Source organism: Pseudomonas sp. BNK-30 (assembly GCF_047456185.1).
In the GTDB taxonomy this organism is placed as follows: domain Bacteria; phylum Pseudomonadota; class Gammaproteobacteria; order Pseudomonadales; family Pseudomonadaceae; genus Aquipseudomonas; species Aquipseudomonas putida_E.
In genome coordinates this window covers 1,098,340-1,121,245 of record NZ_CP179904.1, presented here as the reverse complement: position 1 = coordinate 1,121,245, position 22,906 = coordinate 1,098,340, and the positions used below count along the sequence as shown (strand labels likewise).

Annotated in this window: 23 protein-coding genes; 6 read left to right on the top strand and 17 right to left on the bottom strand. The window is 62.6% G+C overall.

Features of this window, described 5'->3' with window-relative positions; translation table 11 throughout:
• Position 1 precedes the first annotated feature (1 nt).
• Together sdhD and sdhC are read right to left on the bottom strand one after the other, a co-directional pair.
• The gene (gene sdhD / locus ACMGGN_RS05145) at positions 2-370 is read right to left on the bottom strand and encodes a succinate dehydrogenase, hydrophobic membrane anchor protein (RefSeq protein ID WP_003254214.1); all 369 of its coding nucleotides are present in this window, start codon (positions 368-370) and stop codon (positions 2-4) included.
• Positions 364-750: a succinate dehydrogenase, cytochrome b556 subunit gene (sdhC, locus tag ACMGGN_RS05140; protein ID WP_012315350.1), complete on the bottom strand. Its 387-nt coding sequence runs from the start codon at positions 748-750 to the stop codon at positions 364-366. Before sdhC ends, sdhD begins: the two co-directional genes overlap by 7 nt.
• Positions 751-1,102: 352 nt before the next feature.
• On the opposite strand from sdhC, the gene gltA reads away from it, so the two are divergent.
• Positions 1,103-2,392, top strand: coding sequence for a citrate synthase (gene gltA / locus ACMGGN_RS05135; protein ID WP_115274279.1), 1,290 nt, complete (start codon positions 1,103-1,105; stop codon positions 2,390-2,392).
• A 69-nt stretch (positions 2,393-2,461) separates the two neighbouring features.
• Here the strand turns inward: gltA and ACMGGN_RS05130 are convergent, their stop codons facing one another.
• The 9 genes from ACMGGN_RS05130 to ACMGGN_RS05090 form a co-directional block, all read right to left on the bottom strand.
• Positions 2,462-3,067 (bottom strand): START domain-containing protein, encoded by a 606-nt coding sequence (locus ACMGGN_RS05130; RefSeq protein ID WP_115274278.1) that lies wholly within the window; start codon positions 3,065-3,067, stop codon positions 2,462-2,464.
• A 34-nt stretch (positions 3,068-3,101) separates the two neighbouring features.
• Positions 3,102-3,356, bottom strand: coding sequence for a YkgJ family cysteine cluster protein (locus tag ACMGGN_RS05125; protein WP_012315353.1), 255 nt, complete (start codon positions 3,354-3,356; stop codon positions 3,102-3,104).
• 121 nt (positions 3,357-3,477) lie between these two features.
• Positions 3,478-3,876 carry a hypothetical protein gene (locus ACMGGN_RS05120; protein WP_414156505.1) on the bottom strand — a complete coding sequence of 133 codons (399 nt, stop codon included), beginning with the start codon at positions 3,874-3,876 and terminating at the stop codon, positions 3,478-3,480.
• Between the two features lie 63 nt (positions 3,877-3,939).
• A complete protein-coding gene (locus tag ACMGGN_RS05115; RefSeq protein WP_046785252.1) occupies positions 3,940-5,382 on the bottom strand; it encodes a PLP-dependent aminotransferase family protein in 1,443 nt (480 codons plus the stop codon).
• 183 nt (positions 5,383-5,565) lie between these two features.
• Positions 5,566-6,378: an OmpA family protein gene (locus ACMGGN_RS05110; RefSeq protein WP_174142473.1), complete on the bottom strand. Its 813-nt coding sequence runs from the start codon at positions 6,376-6,378 to the stop codon at positions 5,566-5,568.
• Positions 6,375-6,728 carry a DUF4398 domain-containing protein gene (locus tag ACMGGN_RS05105; protein WP_012315357.1) on the bottom strand — a complete coding sequence of 118 codons (354 nt, stop codon included), beginning with the start codon at positions 6,726-6,728 and terminating at the stop codon, positions 6,375-6,377. The genes ACMGGN_RS05110 and ACMGGN_RS05105 overlap by 4 nt, the downstream gene beginning before the upstream one ends.
• 9 nt (positions 6,729-6,737) lie before the next feature.
• Positions 6,738-7,559 carry a substrate-binding periplasmic protein gene (locus ACMGGN_RS05100; protein ID WP_119687487.1) on the bottom strand — a complete coding sequence of 274 codons (822 nt, stop codon included), beginning with the start codon at positions 7,557-7,559 and terminating at the stop codon, positions 6,738-6,740.
• Between the two features lie 77 nt (positions 7,560-7,636).
• Positions 7,637-8,566, bottom strand: a complete 930-nt coding sequence (locus ACMGGN_RS05095) for an electron transfer flavoprotein subunit alpha/FixB family protein (RefSeq protein ID WP_012315359.1) — start codon at positions 8,564-8,566, stop codon at positions 7,637-7,639.
• On the bottom strand, positions 8,567-9,316 hold the full coding sequence (locus tag ACMGGN_RS05090) for an electron transfer flavoprotein subunit beta/FixA family protein (RefSeq protein ID WP_119687488.1): 750 nt from the start codon (positions 9,314-9,316) through the stop codon (positions 8,567-8,569).
• A gap of 538 nt (positions 9,317-9,854) precedes the next feature.
• Here ACMGGN_RS05090 and ACMGGN_RS05085 point away from each other — a divergent pair.
• Positions 9,855-11,537, top strand: a complete 1,683-nt coding sequence (locus ACMGGN_RS05085) for an electron transfer flavoprotein-ubiquinone oxidoreductase (protein WP_119687489.1) — start codon at positions 9,855-9,857, stop codon at positions 11,535-11,537.
• 69 nt (positions 11,538-11,606) lie between these two features.
• On the opposite strand, the gene ACMGGN_RS05080 is transcribed toward ACMGGN_RS05085, so the two are convergent.
• From ACMGGN_RS05080 to ACMGGN_RS05060, 5 genes are all read right to left on the bottom strand, one after another.
• Entirely contained in the window at positions 11,607-12,008 is a 402-nt protein-coding gene (locus tag ACMGGN_RS05080) for a type II toxin-antitoxin system MqsA family antitoxin (protein ID WP_281869536.1), read from the bottom strand.
• A 2-nt stretch (positions 12,009-12,010) separates the two neighbouring features.
• Positions 12,011-12,307 (bottom strand): type II toxin-antitoxin system MqsR family toxin, encoded by a 297-nt coding sequence (locus tag ACMGGN_RS05075; RefSeq protein ID WP_161872932.1) that lies wholly within the window; start codon positions 12,305-12,307, stop codon positions 12,011-12,013.
• Positions 12,308-12,401: 94 nt separating this feature from the next.
• Complete coding sequence (locus ACMGGN_RS05070; RefSeq protein WP_115274271.1) at positions 12,402-13,727, bottom strand: MFS transporter; 1,326 nt, start codon at positions 13,725-13,727, stop codon at positions 12,402-12,404.
• Positions 13,728-13,798: 71 nt separating this feature from the next.
• Positions 13,799-14,278, bottom strand: coding sequence for a response regulator (locus tag ACMGGN_RS05065; RefSeq protein WP_046785259.1), 480 nt, complete (start codon positions 14,276-14,278; stop codon positions 13,799-13,801).
• A gap of 170 nt (positions 14,279-14,448) precedes the next feature.
• Positions 14,449-14,925, bottom strand: a complete 477-nt coding sequence (locus tag ACMGGN_RS05060) for a sigma-70 family RNA polymerase sigma factor (RefSeq protein ID WP_046785260.1) — start codon at positions 14,923-14,925, stop codon at positions 14,449-14,451.
• Positions 14,926-15,129: 204 nt separating this feature from the next.
• Between ACMGGN_RS05060 and ACMGGN_RS05055 the strand changes: the two genes are divergently transcribed.
• Genes ACMGGN_RS05055 through ACMGGN_RS05045 form a run of 3 tightly spaced genes read left to right on the top strand, consistent with a single transcriptional unit; the run spans position 15,130 to position 19,680 of the window.
• Positions 15,130-16,308 carry an efflux RND transporter periplasmic adaptor subunit gene (locus ACMGGN_RS05055; protein WP_414156504.1) on the top strand — a complete coding sequence of 393 codons (1,179 nt, stop codon included), beginning with the start codon at positions 15,130-15,132 and terminating at the stop codon, positions 16,306-16,308.
• Positions 16,309-18,273, top strand: a complete 1,965-nt coding sequence (locus ACMGGN_RS05050) for a MacB family efflux pump subunit (protein WP_119687490.1) — start codon at positions 16,309-16,311, stop codon at positions 18,271-18,273.
• A 3-nt stretch (positions 18,274-18,276) separates the two neighbouring features.
• Positions 18,277-19,680: an efflux transporter outer membrane subunit gene (locus tag ACMGGN_RS05045; protein ID WP_414156503.1), complete on the top strand. Its 1,404-nt coding sequence runs from the start codon at positions 18,277-18,279 to the stop codon at positions 19,678-19,680.
• 31 nt (positions 19,681-19,711) lie between these two features.
• Here ACMGGN_RS05045 and ACMGGN_RS05040 read toward each other — a convergent pair whose 3' ends face one another.
• Positions 19,712-21,340, bottom strand: coding sequence for a PvdJ/PvdD/PvdP-like protein (locus ACMGGN_RS05040; RefSeq protein ID WP_204918503.1), 1,629 nt, complete (start codon positions 21,338-21,340; stop codon positions 19,712-19,714).
• 216 nt (positions 21,341-21,556) lie between these two features.
• On the opposite strand from ACMGGN_RS05040, the gene pvdM reads away from it, so the two are divergent.
• Positions 21,557-22,903 (top strand): pyoverdine-tailoring dipeptidase-like protein PvdM, encoded by a 1,347-nt coding sequence (gene pvdM / locus ACMGGN_RS05035; protein ID WP_046785264.1) that lies wholly within the window; start codon positions 21,557-21,559, stop codon positions 22,901-22,903.
• The last annotated feature ends 3 nt before the right edge of the window (positions 22,904-22,906 follow it).

The following is a 22,906-nucleotide window of genomic DNA, read 5'->3' as shown; positions in this document are numbered from 1 at the left end:
ATCAGATACCCCAGAGAATCTGCACACCCCAGACGAAGTAAGCGAACATCGCAACGCCGCATACCGCCTGGAACAGGAAACGAATCGCAGTTGCCGACTTGCCGAACGACATTGGCGTCAGGTAGTCGGTTGCAATGGTCCACATGCCGACCCAGGCGTGAGCGCCCAGGGCAACGAGGGCCAGCAGACTGAAGATCCGCATCGCGTTATTGGAGAACAGACCATGCCACTGGGTGTAGTCGATGCCTGGGTGGGCGACCACGTAGCCGATCAGGAAGAGAAAGTAAGCCGCGAGAACGACCGCCGAGACGCGCTGCGCCATCCAGTCATAGAGGCCCGAACGCGACAGGTTCGTGACATTGGTTACCATACCCAAACTCCCACCAGAACGATCAGCACCACGGAGATGACGATCACGATTTTCGAGCCCAGCTTGCCGCCTTCCAGCGTCTCACCGATACCCATGTCCATGATCAGGTGACGCACACCTGCCACGAGGTGATAAAGCAGGGCGGATAGCAGGCCCCAGGTCACGAACTTGGCCAGCGGGCTGGTCAGACACGCCTTCACCTCACCGAAGCCTTCCTCGGAACCCAGCGACTTGCCCAGTGCATAAAGCATGATGGCAAGGCCGAGGAACAGGATGACGCCGGAGATACGGTGCAGGATGGACGTGTACGCTGTGACAGGGAGCTTGATGGTCCTTAGGTCTAGGTTTACAGGTCGTTGGCTTTTCACGGCTTTTTTCACACTGAAGAGCCCCTAGCGAATCAGGGCAAAGTTGTTGGTAAGTGTACTGGTCAGGTACCCACCACCCAGGGAACGGCGACCCCCAGCAGTTCGGGCTTGCAAGCCCCTGGCGGTCGGGTGCCGAGTATAGACAGTTAGGCTGCTTATGACAACGTGACGGGGTAGCCCAAATAGCGCATTGCCTTTAGCGAGCAAAAGGCGTAAATGGGCGAGAATTTCGTGAAAAATCAGGCCTCAGAGCGGGTTTCAACCAGCCTTTAGGCAAATTGACATTCGAATTTACTTCTCTATAGTGGTGCGGGCCCTGCGTGGGGGGTCTGTCTGATGATTTCAAGCATTAATAGGAGGCCACATGGCTGACAAAAAAGCGCAGTTGGTCATCGAGGGCGCTGCCCCCGTCGAGCTGCCCATTTTAACCGGCACCGTTGGTCCTGATGTAATCGACGTCCGCGGGTTGGGGGCCACTGGTCACTTCACCTTCGACCCAGGTTTCATGGCGACCGCTTCGTGCGAGTCGAAGATCACCTACATCGACGGCGACAAGGGCGTGCTGCTGCACCGCGGCTACCCCATCGAACAGCTCGCCGAGCAATCGGACTACCTGGAAACCTGCTACCTGCTGCTCAACGGCGAACTGCCCAATGCCGAGCAGAAGGCCCAGTTCGTCAGCACCGTCAAGAACCACACCATGGTTCATGAGCAGCTGAAGTCCTTCTTCAACGGTTTCCGCCGCGACGCCCACCCGATGGCCGTAATGTGCGGAGTAGTCGGCGCCCTGTCGGCGTTCTACCACGACTCGCTGGACATCAATAACCCGCAACACCGCGAAATTTCCGCGGTGCGCCTGGTCGCCAAGATGCCGACCCTGGCCGCGATGGTTTACAAGTACTCCATGGGCCAGCCGATGATGTACCCGCGCAACGACCTGTCGTACGCGGAAAACTTCCTGCACATGATGTTCAACACCCCGTGCGAGATCAAACCGATCAGCCCGGTGCTGGCCAAGGCAATGGACAAGATCTTCATCCTCCATGCCGATCACGAGCAGAACGCCTCCACCTCCACCGTCCGCCTGGCCGGCTCTTCGGGCGCCAACCCGTTCGCCTGTATCGCCGCCGGTATCGCCGCACTGTGGGGCCCTGCCCACGGCGGTGCGAACGAAGCCGTGCTGACCATGCTCGATGAAATTGGCGATGTCTCGAACATCGACAAGTACATTGCCAAGGCCAAGGACAAGAACGACCCGTTCAAGCTGATGGGCTTCGGTCACCGCGTGTACAAGAACCGCGACCCGCGCGCCACCGTGATGAAGAAAACCTGCGACGAAGTCCTGGGCGAACTCGGCATCAAGAACGACCCGCAGCTGGAACTGGCGATGCGCCTGGAAGAGATCGCGCTCACCGATCCGTACTTCATCGAGCGCTCGCTGTACCCGAACGTCGACTTCTACTCGGGCATCATCCTGAAGGCGATCGGCATCCCAACCAGCATGTTCACCGTGATCTTCGCCCTGGCACGTACCGTGGGCTGGATCTCGCACTGGAAAGAAATGCTTTCCAGCCCGTACAAGATTGGCCGCCCGCGCCAGCTGTACACCGGCGAGCTGCCGCGTGACATCGTTGAGCTGAAGGACCGCAAGTAAGCTTTTGAAGCCGAACGCAAAAGGCTGCCCTCGGGCAGCCTTTTTCATTGCTTTGCCCCTGCCCTGACTTCAGTTCTTCTCTGCCCGCTCACGCAAGCTTTTCAGGGTATTGAACGGCGCATCCACTACAAACTTGTTGGCTACCATCGCGGGCACACTGCCACCCGGCTCGGTATGTACCTGATAGGTCACTTCTGTACTCTCCCCTTTGGGCACCAACTTCCAGAAGCCTTCGACTTTCGCCACCCGTACATACCCCTTCTCTTCGGGCAAATAGGTCGGCTCTTCCTTGAGGTTACGCGTCAGGCTGCCATCAGCGCTTTTGACGGTAGTGACATGCAACACCGAATCGCGCGGCGTTACCGGCCACGGCGTATTGAACTGGGTGTAGGTCCAGCTCTGGTCACCTTCGTGCTTGAGCAACTTCTGCGACTTGCACTCATGTATCCAGGTGCACGCCCCTGCCACGTCTTCCTGCAGAGCCTGCACCCTGGCCAACGGCGCCTTGATCAGGGTCACACCACGGTAGGCCTTGTACTTGGACCCCGGCACTTCACTGAGAGAGACCTTGATCCCCTCCTCGTCCTTGGCCACTTGCCAGCTCTCGGCCCAGGCGGCCGGCGCCATCAGCAAGCCCACGCCACATAGCAGTGCAATACGCTTGAACGATCTCATCATCTTTATCCTTGTTGTCGAAGATCCAGCCTTGTCACGCCGCCGTCATCTGCTCCCACCAACCGAGAATCCTGATTGCCTCGTCGCGATCATTGCCGCACACCTCGATATCCGCCTTGAACCCACCACAGACCGCCGGCCGCTCGGGCTTGCCGAACAGGTCGCAGAGGTTGTCGGCGGTCAGGTGCAGGCAGCGCATGCCAGCCGGCTTGCCATCCGGCATGCGCGGCATTGCGGAAGTGATGGACGGGGCGATGCAGCAGGCACCGCAACCCTCACGGCATTTCATGAAATCAGAACCCCCTGAAACAAAACGGGACGAACGTCCCCGGATACTAACCGCTCAAACATACGTTTGAAATTGCTGGCCCGATGAAATCTGCAGTGACCCGGCAGTCAGTTCGCCCAGGCTATTGGCGGAACTCAAACTCGATCGCCGCCCCTTCCACATCACGCCGGCTGTCATTGCGCAACTGCAGCTGCATCTCGTTGCTGATCAAGCGACCATTGAGCTGGAACGGGCTGTCACCGGCGTGCGGTTTGTCCGTAAACATGGCCGGCAGCAAGGGTTTTCGGCGCACGGCCGAACTGCCGACGCTGGGCTCAAGCTGGTTGACCATCTCGGCAGGCAGGCTCAGATCCAGGTGCGCCGCGGGCAATTGCTGGGTTGCCGCCTTGCTGGCGGGCTTGCGCGCAGGCGACACCTTGGCGTTGTCCGCTTTGGCAGGCTGCGCAGCGTGGGCCACACCAGAGGTCAAACACACTGGCGCGAGGCAAAAAACCAGGGCAATACGACGCAACAGTTTCATGGACATCGATAGGCAGGCTTCAAGAGTGCGTATGCTCTCTGTTCCGCCTGCGCCTGGCAAGCCTTACAAAAGCGCAGTTACAGACTCCCTGCACAATTGCTGGGCCAGCATGCCCAGCGTCATCACCGCCCGTTCGGCTTCCTTGTTCCATGGAATACCGCAGTTGAGACGGATGCAGTGGTTGAACTGCTCGGTATTACTGAAGATAAGCCCAGGGGCGATACTGATCCCCTGCTCCAGCGCACGCACATGCAGCTCTTGAGTGTTGACCCGCCCCGGCAGGCTGACCCACAGAATGAAGCCCCCCGTGGGCCGGGTCATCTGCGTACCCTCAGGGAAGTGCTGCTGCACCGCCAACTGGTAGGCACTGAGGTTCTTGCGGTACTCCTGGCGGATATACCGCAGGTGGCGATCATAGCCACCGTTCTCCAGGTAAGCCGCCACCCCCATCTGCGTGACACTGCAGGCCGAGTGGGTGGTGAAGGTCTGCAGCCGCTGGATTTCGTCCTGGTATCGCCCCGCTACCATCCAGCCAACGCGCACGCCAGGTGACAATGTCTTGGAAAAGCTCGAGCAGTAGATCACACGGTCCAGCCGGTCGAATGCCTTGAGCGCTTTGGTCTTGCCCTGCTCGAACATCAACTCGCCATAGATGTCGTCCTCGACGATCTGGATGTCGAAGTCCGAAGCCAGGCGCAACAACTGCTTCTGCCGCTCTTCGGGGATAGTGCCGCCCAGCGGGTTGCTAAGGCGTGTGGTCAGTACCAGCGCCTTGATCGACCATTGATTGGCCGCCAGTTGCAGCGCTTCCAGACTGATGCCGGTGGACGGGTCGCTGGGGATCTCGATCACCTTCAGCCCGAGCAAATCAGCCAGCTGCAGCAGGCCGTAATAGGTGGGCGACTCCGCAGCAATCAGATCCCCCGGGCGGGTCAGTACGCGCAGTGACATTTGCAGGGCATCGACACAGCCATGGGTAACGATCACTTCACTGGGATCGACCAGCACGCCCGCATCACGCATGCGGATAGCGATCTGCCGGCGCAACGGCTCGAAGCCCGGGCTGAACATGTAGCTGAAAGCACGCGGGCTGTGAAAACGGGTGACCTTGGCAATCTGCTGATGCAAGGCCCGCACCGGCAAGTAGTCGACATGAGGAACGGCGGCACCGAACGCAAACACGCCATCACGACGGGCCTCGGTCAGCACCTGCTGGATGATGCTCGCGCGGGTGACCAGGCCAGGGCGCTCGACTCTGGCAATGTCAGGTGTCTGCGCAGTCAACGCCGGGGTCTGGTGCACGTAGTAGCCAGACTGCGGCCGGGCGCGGATCAGCCCCTGGTCTTCGAGATTGGCATAGGCCTGCAGTACCGTGGCATGGCTGACGTTGAGCTGGGCGCTCATCTTGCGCACGGACGGCACGCGCTCGCCTGGCTGATAGACACCACGGCGGATGTCATCGGCCAGTTGCTGGGCGATACGCTGATACAGCAGCAGGTTGGTCATGGCGATATCTCGACGCGCGGACGGCTCATTGTTCTTGTACGACTCACTTACGGTAGAGGATACCGTAACAGTTGCAAAGTGTACTGGGACAGATTGCACAATAGTCGACATTACAGTGGCGTGGCCGCTATCGAAAGGGTTAACCAGCGCGCCTCTTCTCAAGCCGCGAAGAGGCGCCAGCGGTCAGCGTGCCGGAGCAAGCCTGCCCTTGTCATCGGAGAAGACGATCTCCACCCGGCGGTTCTGCGCCCTGCCCCGCTCCGAAGCATTGGCCTCGATCGGGTACTGATCGCCATACCCTTCAACCTGCAGACGCTTTTCGTCGACACCCAGGTCGACCAGCATGTCGGCCACTGCCTGCGCCCGGTCGCGCGACAGCTTGAGGTTATCTTCCGGCGCGCCGGTGTTGTCGGCATAGCCCTCGATCCGCACCACCCTGCGCGGGTTGAGCTGAAGGAACTGGACCAGCTTGAGCACCGTGCGACTGGCCGAATTCTTGAGGTCCGCACGACCAGTGTCGAACAGCACATCACCCAAGGTCATCACCAGCCCGCGATCAGCCTGCTGCGAGGCCAGCGCCGCAATCTGCGCTTCCACCCATTCACCCTGCTGCTGCACGCTGGCCAGCTTGGCCTCGCGCAGGGCCAGCTGCAGGCGCTGACGCTCAAGGTCGAGCTTGGCCAGACGCTCCTGACTCAGCGCCAACTTCGCGTGCTCACCGGCAATTTCGCTGTAACGCTGGCTCAGATACGCATAGTGGCGCACGTCACTGCCGGTGCCGATGTAACTGGACAAGCGCTCGGCGCGGGCCAGCGACTCACCGGCGCGGATCACATCACGCGGTGCGCTGCGCAGCACAGCGGAATCATCCTTGACCTTCTGGAAGGCCACGGAAGCATCGTCCAGCGCCGCTGCACTGCGCTGACTGGCGCACCCCTGCAGCCCGCCAGCCAGCGCCAGCAATGCCAACGCCGCCATGGATTTGAAGCACTTCATGGCTGCATCTCCAGTTGTTTGCGCAAGCGCTTGACCCGCGACTGCAATACGTCAAGCTGCTCCTCGCTCTTCTGGTTCAGTACGCGCGCCTCGGCCAGGCGGGCGTCGAGTTCGGCCTGCTCGGCACGCATGCGGGCGTTGCGGTAGTCCTCGGTCAGCATGTCGCTCTTGGCTCGGGCGAGCTTGTCTTCGGCAAGCTTGAGCGCCTCGACCTGGTCGGTGGCACCGACCGCCTTGGCCTGTTCCAGCGCCTGCTCGGAAATACGCATCTGTTCATTGGGCGCCGGGTCGTTGGCGCAGCCGGCCAGGCCGAGCATGGCCACGGCAAGGATCAGTGATTGGGTTCTCACGCACTCTTCCTACTGTTTGGGGGCGTCCGCCTGCACGTCCATCTGCGCTTTCCAGCGCTCGACATTACGTTGCAGCACGGCTTCAGACGCACCAGAGATCGGCAATTCTGTCAGCTTTTTTGCCAGTTGCCCACGCAACCAGGTGTCATTGCAAGCCGAGTTGTGCGACACAGCCAAGTACAGCCCTGGCCGGTCGACCGGCAGGCCGCGGGCGATCAGGTCATTGCTCATACCCAGGCTTTGGGTCATGGCCATGCCCGAGTAACGCCCAGCCAGCACGTAGTCGACCTGGCCCAGCACCAGCTTCTGGAATGCCTGGGTCAGGTTCTGCGCCGGTACCAGCTTTAACTGCGCCTTGGCGAATGCACTGAAAGCCGGGGTCAGGCGGGCGCGCTCCGACAGGCTACCCTGGTATCTGGCCAGATCCGCGGGGCCGTTGAATTCCACGTCAGCATCATGCCGCGTCCAGACCAGGTATTCATTGAGCTGCAAGGGCGGGTGGATGTAATCCAGTGCGGTCAACTGCTCCACCTGCAGGGGGGTGTCGAGCAACAGATCCATGCGCCCACTGCGCACCTCTTCCAGCGCCTGATCGCGCCTGCCGGCATTGAGGACTTCCACTTTCAGCCCCAGCTCCCCGGCCACCTTGCGCAACAGATCGACGTTGGCGCCAATCAGGTGTTTCGGGTCTTTCGGGTCTTGCCAGGAGTAAGGTGGAGCATCCGGGCTGCCAGTCGCCACCAGACGCTCACACTTGCCAGCCGCCATCGCCAGCGGTGAAAGCATCGCCATCGTGCACACCAGCACCTTGCCTGCTTCACGAAACGCCATCCTTCACTCCTTGCCCGCATAAAAAAACCCGGCCCTCGTTACAAGGGCCGGGCTTCTTTATAAGTGAAGCAGGCGGATCAGACCAGCTTTTCCAGCTCCGGAACCGCTTCGAACAGGTCAGCGACCAGGCCGTAGTCGGCCACCTGGAAGATCGGCGCTTCTTCGTCCTTGTTGATCGCAACGATCACTTTGGAGTCCTTCATGCCGGCCAGGTGCTGAATCGCGCCAGAGATACCGACGGCGATGTACAGCTGCGGGGCAACGATCTTGCCGGTCTGGCCGACCTGCATGTCGTTGGGTACGAAGCCTGCGTCGACCGCAGCGCGCGAGGCACCCACGGCAGCGCCGAGCTTGTCGGCCAGGCTGTACAGGTGCTTGAAGTTGTCACCATTGCCCATGCCGCGGCCACCGGAAACGACGATCTTGGCAGCGGTCAGCTCTGGACGGTCGGACTTGGCCAGTTCTTCGCCAACAAAGGCGGAGATACCGGCATCGTGCGCGGCGCCTACCGCTTCAACGGCAGCGGAGCCACCTTCGGCGGCCACAGCATCGAAGCCGGTGGTACGCACGGTGATCACCTTCACAGCAGCGCTCGATTGCACGGTGGCAATGGCGTTACCGGCATAGATCGGGCGCTTGAAGGTGTCGGCGGATTCAACCGAAATGATCTCGGAGATCTGGTCGACGTCCAGCAGCGCGGCAACGCGCGGCAGGATGTTCTTGCCGTTGGTGGTGGCCGGGGCCAGTACGTGGCTGTAACCCTTGGCCAGCTCGACGATCAACGGCGCGACGTTTTCGGGCAAGACGTGGGCGTAGGCTGCGTTGTCGGCAACCAGTACCTTGCCAACGCCAGCGATCTTGGCAGCGGATTCGGCAACGCCACCGACGTTCTGGCCAGCGACCAGCACGTGCACATCACCACCGATCTTGGCGGCTGCGGCGACAGTGTTCAGGGTGGACGGGGCTACGGCACCGTTCTCGTATTCAGCGACAACCAGGATAGTCATTTAGATTACCTTCGCTTCGTTCTTCAGCTTCTCGACCAGTTCGGCCACCGACTTGACCTTGATACCCGCGCTGCGAGCAGCTGGCGCTTCGACTTTCAAGGTCTTGTTGGTGGAGGCGAGCGATACGCCCAGCGCGTCTGGAGTCAGGGTCTCCAGCGGCTTCTTCTTGGCCTTCATGATGTTCGGCAGCGACGCATAGCGCGGCTCGTTCAGGCGCAGGTCGGTGGTGACGATCGCTGGCAGGTTCAGCGATACGGTCTGCAGGCCGCCATCGATTTCACGGGTGACGTTCAGCTTGTCGCCAGCCAGTTCAACCTTGGAGGCGAAGGTGCCCTGGGCGTAGCCAGTCAGCGCCGCCAGCATCTGGCCGGTCTGGTTGTTGTCGCTGTCGATGGCCTGCTTGCCGAGGATCACCAGCTGCGGCTGTTCTTTGTCGACAACGGCTTTGAGCGCCTTGGCCACGGCCAGGGAATTCAGTTCGTCAGCAGCTTCGACCAGGATGGCACGATCGGCGCCCAGGGCCAGGGCAGTACGCAACTGCTCCTGAGCAGTGGCCGGGCCGACGGAGACGACGACGATCTCGCTTGCCACGCCCTTCTCTTTCAGGCGCACGGCTTCTTCCACGGCGATTTCGCAGAAGGGGTTCATGGACATCTTGACGTTTGCAAGGTCGACGCCGGAGTTGTCCGCTTTGACGCGAACCTTGACGTTGTAGTCGACCACTCGTTTGACAGCTACAAGAACCTTCATGGATTCCTCGTTACTCTCCGGTGAATAGATAGTCGCCTGGGGCTAAGCCCTGCGATGCGCGTGGGTACAAGGGCACCTCTGAAAACGATGCGCGAGGTGCAATCTTCACGGTGACCGATCAGTCCTGTTGAGACTCTTGCGGCAAATACCCGCGGGTCATTTCCTGTGGTGGCGTGTAAACTCCACTACAAACCGTGTTTTGGCCCGAAAGCCTTACCCCACACCTGGTCTTTAGAGGTGTACCTGCGCCCGGCGATGAGCCTACGGCGAACGTAAAACCGCTCGTATCTTGACCGCAACACCCAATCCGGTCAATACGGCAAATCGGTCACCCTCCAGCCGCGTTCCTTTGATTTTACTGGCCTGCGGCAAATTCAAACAAACGTTTGTATTGGACCCGCCAAGTGGTGTAGATATAATGCGCGGCCAAGACAAAACGGTGTAGTCCATCCTCTGTGCCGCTACAGCTCCGCTCCCGTGAAGCGCGGCGCGCATGATCACGCCACACCCATAAGACAAAGCAACAGCACGAGCCTTGATGAGTAGGAGAGAACCAGTGGAACGCGAATACATGGAATTCGACGTGGTCATCGTCGGCGCTGGCCCGGCAGGCCTGTCAGCCGCCTGCCGCCTGAAGCAGAAGGCCGCCGAAGCCGGTAGCGAGATCAGCGTCTGCGTGGTCGAGAAAGGCTCCGAAGTCGGCGCCCACATCCTCTCCGGTGCAGTGTTCGAGCCCCGCGCCCTGAACGAGCTGTTCCCCGACTGGAAAGCACTCGGCGCACCGCTCAACACCGAGGTCAAGCGCGACGACATCTACGTGCTCAAGGACGCCGGCAACTCGACCAAGGTCCCTGACCTGTTCGTGCCCAAGACCATGCACAACCAGGGCAACTACATCATCTCGCTGGGCAACCTGTGCCGCTGGCTGGCCCAGCAGGCCGAGAACCTGGGCGTGGAAATCTACCCGGGCTTCGCCGCCCAGGAAGCGCTGTTCGATGAAAACGGCGTGGTCCGCGGCATCGTCACCGGTGACCTCGGTGTCGACCGCGAGGGTAACCCGAAGGACGGCCTGTACACCCCGGGCATGGAACTGCGCGCCAAGTACACCCTGTTCGCCGAAGGTTGCCGCGGCCATATCGGCAAGCAACTGATCAAGCGCTTCAACCTCGACAGCGAGTCCGACGTCCAGCACTACGGCATCGGCCTGAAAGAAATCTGGGAAATCGACCCGGCCAAGCACGAACAAGGCCTGGTGGTACACACCGCCGGCTGGCCGCTGGACGTGATGAGCGCTGAAAACACCGGCGGCTCGTTCCTTTATCACCTGGAAAACAACCAGGTGGTGGTCGGCCTGATCGTCGACCTGTCCTACAGCAATGCTTACCTGTCGCCTTTCGACGAATTCCAGCGCCTCAAGCATCACCCCGTGATGAAGCAGTACCTCGAAGGCGGCAAACGCATCAGCTACGGCGCCCGCGCCATCTGCAAGGGCGGCCTGAACTCGCTGCCCAAGATGGTGTTCAACGGTGGCGCCCTGATCGGTTGCGACCTGGGCACCCTGAACTTCGCCAAGATCAAAGGCAGCCACACCGCCATGAAGTCCGGCATGCTCGCGGCCGAAGCCGTGGCCGATGCGCTGATCGCTGGCAGCGAAGGCGGCGATGCGCTTACTACCTATGTCGACGCCTTCAAAGCCAGCTGGCTGCATGAAGAACTGTTCGCCAGCCGCAACTTCGGCCCGGCGCTGCACAAGTTCGGCCCGATCCTCGGTGGTGCGTTCAACTACATCGACCAGAACTGGTTCGCTGGCAAGCTGCCTTTCACACTGCACGACACCAAGCCGGACTACGCCTGCCTCAAGCTTGCGGCCGACTCGAAAAAGATCGACTACCCCAAACCAGACGGCAAGCTCAGCTTCGACAAGCTCAGCTCGGTGTTCCTCTCCAGCACCAACCACGAAGAGGAACAACCCTGCCACCTGAAGCTGACCGACCCGAGCATCCCGATCGCCAGCAACCTGCCGCTGTACGACGAGCCAGCCCAGCGTTACTGCCCGGCGGGCGTGTACGAAGTGGTCAGCCAGGAAGACGGCAGCAAGCGCTTCCAGATCAACGCGCAGAACTGCGTGCACTGCAAGACCTGCGACATCAAGGACCCGGCCCAGAACATCACCTGGGTTACCCCTGAAGGCGCTGGCGGGCCGAACTACCCGAACATGTAAGCCCGGCCCTTGCAGCAAGAAAAAGCCCCCTGGCCTCACGGCCCGGGGGCTTTCTCGTTCAGGGCTGCCTCAGGCCGTACGGACTTCCTCGAACAACTCCGGATGACGGTCGAGCAGCTTGAACAGTTTGACCAGAGCAACCGGCGGCCTGGTTTTCCCATTTTCGTAGCGAGAGAACGCATTGACCCCACCGCCAAAGATTTCGCCGGCTTCACGCTGGTCGAGGTCGAATTTCTTGCGCACAGCGATAATGAAGTCGGGGTCCACTGCCGCGGCATTGACTTGGCGATTGAATGCGGACATCAAAGTACTGATGCGCATCGCTTCATCATGGCTGAGAACCGCCTCCCCACAGGCTGTACAGTATCCGCCACTGACATTTGGGATAACGGTCGCTTCACCTTTGTATCGATAGGGCATGTCCCGGGTATCAGGTGCAAGCTCCGCCCCCCCACAAACTGGACACTTCATGATTACAACTCCTTGAAAGACACGATGAGCACGTCATCCACCACAGACAGTTTCAGGTACACGTATCCCTTGCCCGTAAGGGGGCGATAAACGTCCTGCCATACGCGGTAATCACCGTGACATGTCATGCTTTTGTGAAAGTCTCTGCGCTCCAGACCGTTGATTATCTCGAGCATGTCCGGGTAATCCATCCCGAGTGCCTGGGCGCCCCGCAAAGAGGCGGTTGTCGGGCTGATGCGCCCAGCGCTGACCAAGGCCCTGATCCGCTCCAGCGAACAATGAGGCGTTCTCTTTTCCATGAGAAATTAACCTTCCAGGTTAAATTTGGCTAATAGGTTATTCCAATAGCCCCCACCCGGAAGTCTGCCTCACTGCCCGCCAGGCGTTACCCGTTCATTTGTCACCGCACATGAGCGGCATGGGCTCGGCCGCGAATGCCAAAGGTTCCCGGCGGCCAAAGTAGAGGGCCGTGAGCAGCCCCACCGCGCCCATGAGCAGACAAAAGCCAACGCACACCCACGGGCTCCACGGCATCAACGCTATCAACGCCAACGGCGTGGTACTGGCCCACAAGGCGTAGGCCACGTTGTAGGTAAAGGAAATGCCCGACACCCGGATCTGGGCCGGGAACAGCCCGACCATTACCGACGGCACCACACCCACCACACCACAGCAAAGCCCAGCCAACGCGTAAGCCAGCCACGTCATGCCCCACTGGCCCACGAGGCTCGCATACAAGGCACCGATACCCAGCGGCAGCAGCACGCTGTAGATCATCAGCGCCCGCCAGGCGCCCAGGCGATCGACCAGCAGCCCGGCGAGCACACAACCGATATTGAGAAAAACGATACCTACGCTGCTCAGGGCGAACGTGTGCGCGGCGGTCATGCCGAAGCGCTGCTGCATTACCGTCGGTGTGATCACCACCAGCACCACCACCGCCGACGTCAACACGCAGGTCAGCAGCGCAGCCGGGATCAACGCCCCACGATGCTCGCCCAGCACCCGTCGCAGCGGGAACTTCACCGGCTGCTCCTTGCGCTCGCGCAAGGCCAGAAACACCGGTGTTTCACTCAGCCAACGGCGCAACCACACGCCGATCACACCAAATACCCCGCCAAGCAGGAACGGGTAACGCCAGGCGTAATCGAGGATTTCCTGGGCGGTAAACACCTGGGCCAACAGTGTCGCGGTCAGTGCCCCCAGCAAATAGCCAAAGGTCAGCCCGGCCTGCAGGAAGCCCAGGGCGTAACCCCGCCGCCCTTGCGGTGCGTGTTCGGCAACGAATGTCCAGGCACTGGGCACCTCACCACCGACCGCAGCGCCCTGCAGAATGCGCAACGCCAGCAAGATCAGCGGCGCCGCGTAACCAATCTCGGCATAGGTCGGCATCACCCCGATCAGCAGGCACGGCAGCGCCATCATCAGGATGCTCAGGCTGAATACCCGCTTGCGGCCCAGGTGATCGGCGAAGTGCGCCATGACGATGCCACCCAGCGGCCGCGCCAGGTAGCCGGTGACGAAAATCCCGAAGCTTTGCAGCAGGCGCAGCCACTCAGGCATTTCGGGTGGGAAGAACAGCTGGCTGAGGGTCAGGGCGAAGAACACGAAGATGATGAAATCATAGATTTCCAGCGCGCCGCCCAGCGCCGCCAGGCCCAGGGTCCGGTGGTCGCCACGGCTGAACCGGGGCGGGCGAGCGGTATCGATGGCAGTCATGGCACAGGTCCGCAAATCGGCAAAGGGCAAGAGGATAGCAAATAGCTGCCCCCTTGCCCCGTCCGCTGCGGCTATCGGCTGAAGACCGTGTGGGCGAAGTTCCTGCGCGGGTAGGCCGGCGGGCCACTGCTGGAAAGGCCGGACGGCAAGGCCAGCTTGCCGACCACCACTGGCCCATCGATGAGCGCCATGAAGGACTCAAGGGCCTCGTTGTCCGGCACCTGCGGCAGGCTCACATTCACCGCCTGGCGCTCGGTCTGCGGCACGCTCGGGACCTTCAGATGCCGCGAGTGATACAGCAAGGCATGCTGAATCTGCGTGCTCACCCGGCAAAAGCGCGCCAGGTCGACACCTGCATGGCTGGCCAGTTCGATATTGCCCACCAGCAGGTTGAACGGCTGCAGCGCGCAGTGCACCAGGCGCTGCAGCTCGTCGAAGGAGTCCACCGGGGCAATCCGGTAATAGCCCAGGCCATTGAGCAGCCTCTCCAGCTGCAAGCGCTGGGACGGATGCTCGTCGGCGATCAGGATGCGCAGGGTCTTGTTGGTCATTGTCGGACCTGGGCAGTCAGGTGAATAGGGACACACTCCCTGACCAAACTGCGCCAGTAACAGGCAACCACCAGGGCGGCGCCTGGCGGGGTCAATCTAGATAGTTGTCTTGAAACAGTTAGAAATCAAGTTGCCAGCACACAGAATTTTCACCGGCACACCACCGGTTTTCAGGATTCCCACTGGCGCATGCGCACGCGGCAGTGCTTCATGGCGTTGACGATGTGCTTTTCCACCAGGCTGCGCGAGATGCCCAGGTGCTCGGCGATCTGCTGATGCGACAGGCCTTCGAGCTTGCGCAACAGGAAGCTGTCACGGCAGGGCTGGCTCAATTCATCGAGTGCTTTCTGCATCAGCGCCAGGCGCTGGTCCAACTGCATGTTCTGGGTGGGGGCCGGGGTGTGCCAGCGCTCGTCCAGGTCCAGCACCTCCAGCGGCTCGGACTGGCGCAGCAGGTGGCGGCGATGACGGTCGATCACAAGGTTCAGCGCCGTGCGGTAAAGGAACGCGCGCGGGTGCTCGATCTGCTGCGTACCGGTGCGTTCGAGCACCCGCAGATAGGCATCGTGAGCCACATCCTCAGCCGCCTGGCGGCTGCCCAGGCGCGCGGAGAGGAAGCTCACCAATTCGCGATAGTAATGTTCCACGACGGCACCTGGGGTACGTCCTGACAGGCTCGGACAGGGTCATGTGATATCAGCGTGGGATCTTACAAATTATAATGATTCTCAGCAACTCTCCTCCCCCAGCGCCAGCCCATCTAAATCCGCCCCGCGCGCCTTCGTTTAACTGGCACCTCCGTGCGCACCTTGACCTGGCTGCGTGTGGCCACCCTTTGGCTGGAAGTACGCATGAGACGCATACCCAACATTCGCCGCCACCTGCTGGCTGGCAGCTTCGGCCTGCTGGCCCTTGGCAGCCTGCTGGCCTGGAAGGCGCTCCCTCTGGGTGCCGTGCCCCTGAGTACCGTCGCAGTCGTCCGCGCGGACATCGAAAGCAGCGTCACCGCCCTGGGTACCCTGCAGCCACGACGGTATGTGGATGTAGGCGCCCAAGCCTCCGGGCAGATCCGCAAGCTGCACGTGGAGGCTGGCGATCAGGTGCACACGGGGCAGTTGCTGGTGGAGATCGACCCTTCTACCCAGCAGGCCAGGCTGGACGCCGGGCGGTTCTCGATCGACAACCTCAAGGCGCAACTGGCCGAGCAGCGCGCCCAGTACCTGCTGGCCACGCAGCAGTACCGGCGCCAGCGCGAACTGGCTGGCGCGGGCGCCACACGCGAGGAAGACCTGCAGGCGGCCGACGCCCAGCTCAAGGTCACCCAGGCCCGTATCGACATGATCCAGGCGCAGATCCGTCAGGCCCAGGCCAACCTGCGCAGCGACGAGGCAGAGCTTGGCTATACACGCATCTATGCGCCGATGGACGGCACCGTGGTGGCGGTGGATGCCCGTGAAGGCCAGACCCTCAACGCCCAGCAGCAGACGCCTCTGATTCTGCGGATCGCCAAGCTTTCGCCGATGACCGTGTGGGCCCAGGTGTCCGAAGCCGACATCGGCAAAGTCAAACCAGGAATGGCCGCCTATTTCACCACCCTAGCCGGCGGCAAACGCCGCTGGAACAGCACCGTGCGGCAGATCCTGCCGATTCCGCCCAAGCCGCTGGCGCACACCAGCCAGGGCGGCGGCGGCCCTGCCAGCGCGATCGCCGGTACGACAGGCAGCCAGGTGGTGCAGTACACCGTGCTGCTCGACGTCGACAACCCCGATGGAGCGTTGATGGCCGACATGACCACCCAGGTGTTCTTCGTCGCCGGCCAGGCCAGCCAGGTACTCACAGCGCCGCTGGCAGCACTGGACGACACCGAGGCCGATCACCTGCGCCTGGCCCAGGTACTGGGCCAGGATGGCAAGGTCGAACAACGCACAGTGCGCATCGGCCTCAGCGACCGGTTGCGGGCGCAAGTGCTCGATGGCCTAAGCGAAGGCGAGCGCCTGGTCATCGGTGCGCCCCTGGCCAGCGGAGGCTGAATGGCCGTTCCCCTGATCGAACTGCGCGACATCCGCAAATCCTACGGTGGTATCGACACCCCCAAGGTCGACGTACTGCGCGGCATCAGCCTGAACATCCACCCCGGCGAGTTCATCGCCATCGTCGGTGCGTCGGGTTCGGGCAAGTCGACGCTGATGAACATCCTCGGCTGCCTCGACCGCCCCACCTCGGGCCACTACCTGTTCGCCGGCAAGGACGTTGCCCACCTGGGCAGTGACGAACTCGCCTGGCTGCGCCGCGAAGCCTTTGGTTTCGTGTTTCAGGGCTACCACCTGATCCCTTCAGGCTCAGCCCAGGAAAACGTCGAGATGCCGGCCATCTACGCCGGCACCCCGCCCGCCGAGCGCCACGCCCGCGCAGCCGCCCTGCTTGAGCGCCTTGGCCTGGCCAGCCGCACCGGCAACCGCCCGCATCAATTGTCCGGCGGCCAGCAGCAACGCGTGTCGATTGCCCGCGCGCTGATGAATGGCGGCCATATCATCCTTGCCGACGAGCCGACCGGCGCCCTGGACAGCCACAGCGGTACCGAGGTCATGGCCCTGCTGGACGAGCTGGCCAGCCAGGGCCATGTGATCATCCTGATCACCCACGACCGCGAGGTGGCGGCGCGGGCACGCCGGGTGGTGGAAATCCGCGACGGCCTGATGATCAGCGACTCGGCCTGCGACCAGCCTCCCGCTGCAGCGCAACAAGGCCTGCAGGCCGATGACCTGCGCCAGCGCCTGGACCGCGGCGCGACCGTGCGTGGCGCATGGAAAGGCGAGCTGCTCGAGGCCTTGCAGGCAGCGTGGCGGATCATGTGGATCAACCGGTTCCGCACCGCCCTGACGTTGCTTGGCATCGTCATTGGCGTGGCTTCGGTCGTGGTCATGCTGGCCGTGGGCGAAGGCAGCAAACGCCAGGTCATGGCTCAGATGGCCGCGTTCGGTTCCAACATCCTCTACCTCAACGGCCGCCCGCCGACGCTGCGCGAGCCAGGCGGCATCGTCACCCTCGATGACGTCGCCGCCATCGCCGAACTGCCCCAGGTTCGGCGCGTCATGCCGGTCATCGGCGGCGACCTGATGGTGCGCCACGGCAACAACAACCAGAGGTTCTACGTTGGCGGCAACAACGTCGAATTCCCCGCCATCCTCAACTGGCCGGTCGTGCAGGGCAGTTTTTTCAGCGAAGCCGACGAACGAAGTGGCGCTGCCGTGGCGGTCATCGGCCAGAAAGTCCGCGACAAACTGCTGGCACCCGGCACCGACGCGCTGGGCCAGTACCTGCTGATCGGCAACGTGCCGTTCCAGGTCGTCGGCCTGCTCGCCGGCAAGGGCGCAAGTTCGGGTGACCAGAAGAGCGATGAGCGCATCGTGGTGCCCTATTCCGCCGCCTCCATGCGCCTGTTCGGCAGCCACGACCCGGAATACGTGATCATCGCCGCAGCCGACTCGGCCCGGGTCGCCGAGACCGAAACAGCGATCCACCGCCTGATGCGCAAGCGCCATCAAGGCAAGGACGATTTCGAGCTGACCAACGATGCGGCACTGATCCAGGCCGAGGCACGCACACAAAACAGCCTGTCGCTGATGCTCGGGGCGATCGCTGCGATCTCGTTGCTGGTCGGCGGTATCGGCGTGATGAACATCATGCTCATGACCGTGCGCGAGCGCACCCGTGAAATCGGTATCCGCATGGCCACCGGCGCACGCCAGCGCGACATCCTGCGCCAGTTCCTCAGCGAGGCGGTCATGCTGTCGATGGTCGGCGGGTTGACCGGCATCGTGCTGGCGCTGCTGATCGGCGGCGCGCTGATACTCGCCGAAGTCGCCGTCGCCTTCGCCCTGCCCGCCATCCTTGGCGCCTTCGGTTGCGCCGCCATCACCGGCGTGGTGTTCGGTTTCATGCCAGCACGCAAGGCCGCCCGACTCGACCCGGTCAAAGCCCTTACCAGCGAATAATCCATGACATTGCCAAGCCGCATCAGCCTCTTGACCCTGTGCCTGGGCCTCACCGCCTGCAATACACCCCCTGCGCCCTCAAGCGGCATCAGCGCACCGCAACACTGGCAAGGCGAGGCAGCTGCGCCCGCCATCGCACTGCCATCGGGGCACTGGTGGCAGGCGTTCGCCAGCAGCGAGCTGGACCAACTGATCAAGCGCGCGCAGCACAACGCCCATGACCTCGCCGCTGCCGCGGCCCGCGTACGCCAGGCCCAGGCCCGCGCCGTGATCGCCGGCGCGCCGTTGCTGCCAGAGGCGCAAGGGGGCCTCGATGGCAGCCGCCAACGCCTGCTGCACGGCGAAGGGTCTGACCAGCTGGACGTCAGTAGCAGCGAACCCACCTACACAGCCTTCGGCCTGCAACTTACCGCCCGCTACGAACTCGACTTCTGGGGCGGCCTGCGCGCGGCTCGGGCGAGCGCGCTGCACGGCCTCGACGCCAGCCGCTTCGACCGCCAGACAGTGGAGCTGACCCTGGTCAGTGCGGTTGCCGACAGCTACCTGCAAGGCATCGCCCTGGAAGAACAGCTGCGCATCGCACGCCTCAACCTGCGCAATGCACGTGAGGTGCTCAACCTGGTCGAAACCCGCCAGCGTGCAGGGTCCGCCACCCGCCTTGAACTGGCCCAGCAGCGCAGCCTGGTGGCGGCTCAGGAGCGCCAGGTGCCGCTGCTCGAGCAAAAGCGGCAAGACAGCCGCATCACCCTCGCCACCTTGCTCGGTGACCCGGTGCAGGCCTTGCCGGTCAGCCACCAACCGATCACCACTGTGCAGTGGCCGGCAATCGGCAGCGGCGTTCCCAGCGAACTGCTGACTCGCCGCCCCGACATCGCCGCTGCCGAAGCGCGCCTGGCCGCCGCCAACGCCAATGTGCAGGTGGCCAGGGCGGCCATGCTGCCGAAGCTGACGCTTGGCGCCAACCTTGGCACGGGCGCGAACACCTTTGCCCAGGTGCTCGACAGTTCCTACTACACACTCACCGCCGGCCTGGTCGCGCCCATCTTCAACAACGGCCGGCTGCGCGCCTCACGCGCGCTGGCCGAAGCCGAGCAGGATGAACTGCTGGAAAACTATCGCAGCAGCATCCTCGCCGGCTTTGCCGATGTTGAAAAAGCCCTTAACGCCATTGAGGGTGTGGAGCGTCAACGGCTGTGGCAGGACGAGGAAGTAGTGCAGGCACGCCTGGCTTTCGACCTGGCACAACGGCGCTATGGGGCTGGCGCCGAGACCCTGCTGACCGTGCTGGAGACCCAGCGCACGCTCTACCTGGCCCAGGACCAGCAAGCGCAGTTGCGCCTGGCCCGCCTGCAGGGCAGCGTGGCGCTGTACAAGGCGCTTGGGGGTGGCTGGCAGGTACCGCACTGAAAAGGCCGCGCACGGCTTGCGGCCGGTTTTTTCAGCGCTGAGCCAGTTTCAGATTGCGCGCGTACCAGGGGCGTTGCGGGACTTTCGGCCGCAGCTTGGCGAACAGGTCATCGTCGCCAAAGATGATGCGCAACGCCAGCTTCATGGTCTCAGGGTCCATCTCCACGCTGCGCCCAGGCCGCAGCCCCGGTACCGTCGAGCAACCGTGGGTGTCTGGCCCCAGCCACGGGTCGGCCACTTCGACCCAGCGCCCAGGCGCGAACCACGGCACACCATTGACTTCCAGGCGCCTGACCTGGCCCGGGTGGACCCGCTCATGGGCACGGAACCAATCCTCGATACGGTCGTCGATCCAGCCGTGGAAGTGCCAGAACACCGGGTTCACATGGGATGAAAACGGGTCGCCGAGGAAGTCGTTCTCGGCCTGGAACCAACGCGCGGCAAAATCCTCCGGTTTGCGAGCGAAAGGCACTGGCAGGCCACTGGAAGGGTCGCGCGGCACCGAAGCCCAGCGCATGTGCAGCCAGTCGTGCAAACCCAGCTCCATTTCCGAACCGAACTGCCCCAGCGTAAGCGTGCTCAGGTAGTGCGGATCAGTGTACTTCGACTCCCAGACCTGGAAGTTGGCATGGAACGTTTCGGGCGTCTTTATATCGCGCACCCATTGGGTGTACGCGGCATCGTCCGAAGCCAGCCAGGTAGGCGGTAGGGCATTGCCATCATGGTTGTCGAAATAGCGGGCGAAGCCGATACGGTCGCGCTCAAGCTCCGGCTGCGGCAGCGGAAAACGCGGCCAGGAGGGTAGGTCCTGGAGGGCCCGGGCAGCACCCAGCATGTGCCGGTGCATGAAGAAAAAATCCACGCCCGAACCATTGCGGTCCTTGTGCCGGCCCCGCGCATCGCGTTCATGGCCCCGCGGCCCTGGCTGCCAGCCAAGGCCGCGCAGCGCTGCCTGTTTGTCCTCGTCCAGCTTGTGCCACTTGTCGCGCGCGGCATGCCAGAGCTGGTGGAACAATCGATGCTCCGGCGCGATCAGCCTCGCCAGCAAGGCCGGTGCCAGGGGCGCCCGTTCGCGGGCCTCGGGGAAAGGCCGCTTGAGCGCTAGAAACCGGTTGTCCTGCTCGGGCAGCGTCAATGCGCGGTTCAGCGGCAGGATGCGGCCATTGAGTGTCGCCTGACCGGCGTTGCCGAACCCGCCCCAGGCTTCGTCGAGGACCACCTGGCACTCATAGTTCGCCTGCTCCTGGCCCGGCTGCGTCGAAAACAGCCGCCAGCGCAGTGTCCCTGGCTTGTCCCCCAGCAGGTCGCCCATCACGCGATAGCGCGGCTCTTGCGGACCACGCAGGCGCTCGGGCGTGTCCAAGTAACCACGCAGGCCACGCCCACTGTGGGCAACGTCCAGCAACAGCTCCAGCTCCCCATCAGGCAAACCGTGCAGCCCTGCGTCCCTGCCCTGCGCTGTCCAGCGCCAGCACCCGCGCAAGGTGTCGCCCAACTGCTGCAGGGGCGCATCGGCAAGTTCGACAACGGCTTCGCCCGGGGTTTCAGGATACTGCTCGTCGAACTGCTGGCGCTGCACGTGCCGCACATACAGCGCACCGGGCACCGCCATGCCTGTCAATGCCACACCGGCGATGAACCCGCGTCGAGAAATCGTCATTGCACTACCTGAGCATTCATTGCGGCCATGGAGCACGGCCCGTCCAAGGCTAGAACGTTGTGCAGTACGCAAAATTTACCGCCGCAGGCAGACGGCCTGTGACGCAGCCAACGATAAATTTGCCCCGCCGTTGTTCGTCCACCTGATACCCAAGCCCTGCCCGCGCAGCAAACCCTGAGCCGGCAGCCGCCCCGATCACCGCGCAACGAGATGGCAATGACCAAGACCCGTTCCCGCAAAGCCCTGTACATCGGCCTGCCCCTGGCCCTGACCGTTGCCCTGGCAAGTGCCGCTGGCTACTTCTACTGGCGGCACCTGCACGCAGGCTACCCGCTGAAGATCGTGCAGCAGGCTGAGGAGCTGCACGAGCACATGCTCTCGTTCGACAGCCATATCACCGTGCCATTGAGCATGGGCAGCGAGGGGCACGAAGTAGACAAGGATGGCCCGGGCCAGTTCGACCTGGTCAAGGCCAACCGCGGCCGCCTCTCTGGTGCCGCCCTGACCGTGTTCGGCTGGCCGGAAATCTGGAACGGCCCGAACGCCCCGCACCGCCCCACCCCCGGCTTCGTCGATGCCGCCCGGCAAGAACAGGAAGGGCGCTACAAGATCATCACCGGCATGGTCCGCGACTTCCCCAACCAGGTCGGTATCGCTTACACCCCTGACGACTTCCGGCGCCTCAACGGCGAAGGCAAGTTCGCCATCTTCATCAGCATGCTCAATGCCTACCCGCTGGGCCACGACCTGTCGCAGCTTGACCTGTGGGCAGCACGTGGCATGCGCATGTTCGGCTTCAGCTACGTCGGCAACAACGACTGGGCCGATTCTTCGCGGCCGCTGCCGTTCTTCAACGACACCGCCGACGCCCTCGGCGGCCTGTCACCGCTGGGCGAGCAGGCAGTGAAACGCCTGAACGACCTGGGGGTGATCATCGATGTGTCACAGATGTCCACCTTGGCACTCGAAGATGTCGCTCGCCTGTCGCGCGCGCCAATCATCGCTTCGCACTCGGCACCGCGGGCGATGGTGGATATCCCGCGCAACCTCTCCGACAAGGAGATGCAACTGATCAAGCAGAGCGGCGGCGTGATCCAGGTGGTCGGCTTCGGTCAGTACCTAAAGCCGTTGACCCAGCCGGTGGTGGACAAGCTCGATGCCCTGCGTGCGCGCTTCGACTTGCAACCATTGCAAGGCCTGACCAATGCCCTGATGCCGGGCGACGCGGTGATCGCCATCTGGCCCGAGGCACGCTTCGGCGAGTATGCAAGCTCGCTGTACGCCATTCTCGAAGACGAACCCAAAGCAACCTTGAAACAGTATGTCGACGCCATCGACTACACCGTGAAAAAGGTGGGTATCGACCACGTCGGCATCGCCTCGGACTTCAACGATGGTGGCGGCCTGGAGGGCTGGAAGGACGTCAGCGAAATTAGCAACGTCACCGCCGAACTGCTGACCCGCGGCTACAGCGAAACGGACATTGCAAAGCTCTGGGCGGGCAATTTCCTGCGCGCCTGGGAGCAAGTCCAGAGCGCTGCCCAGCCTGTCGCCAACCGTTGAGCC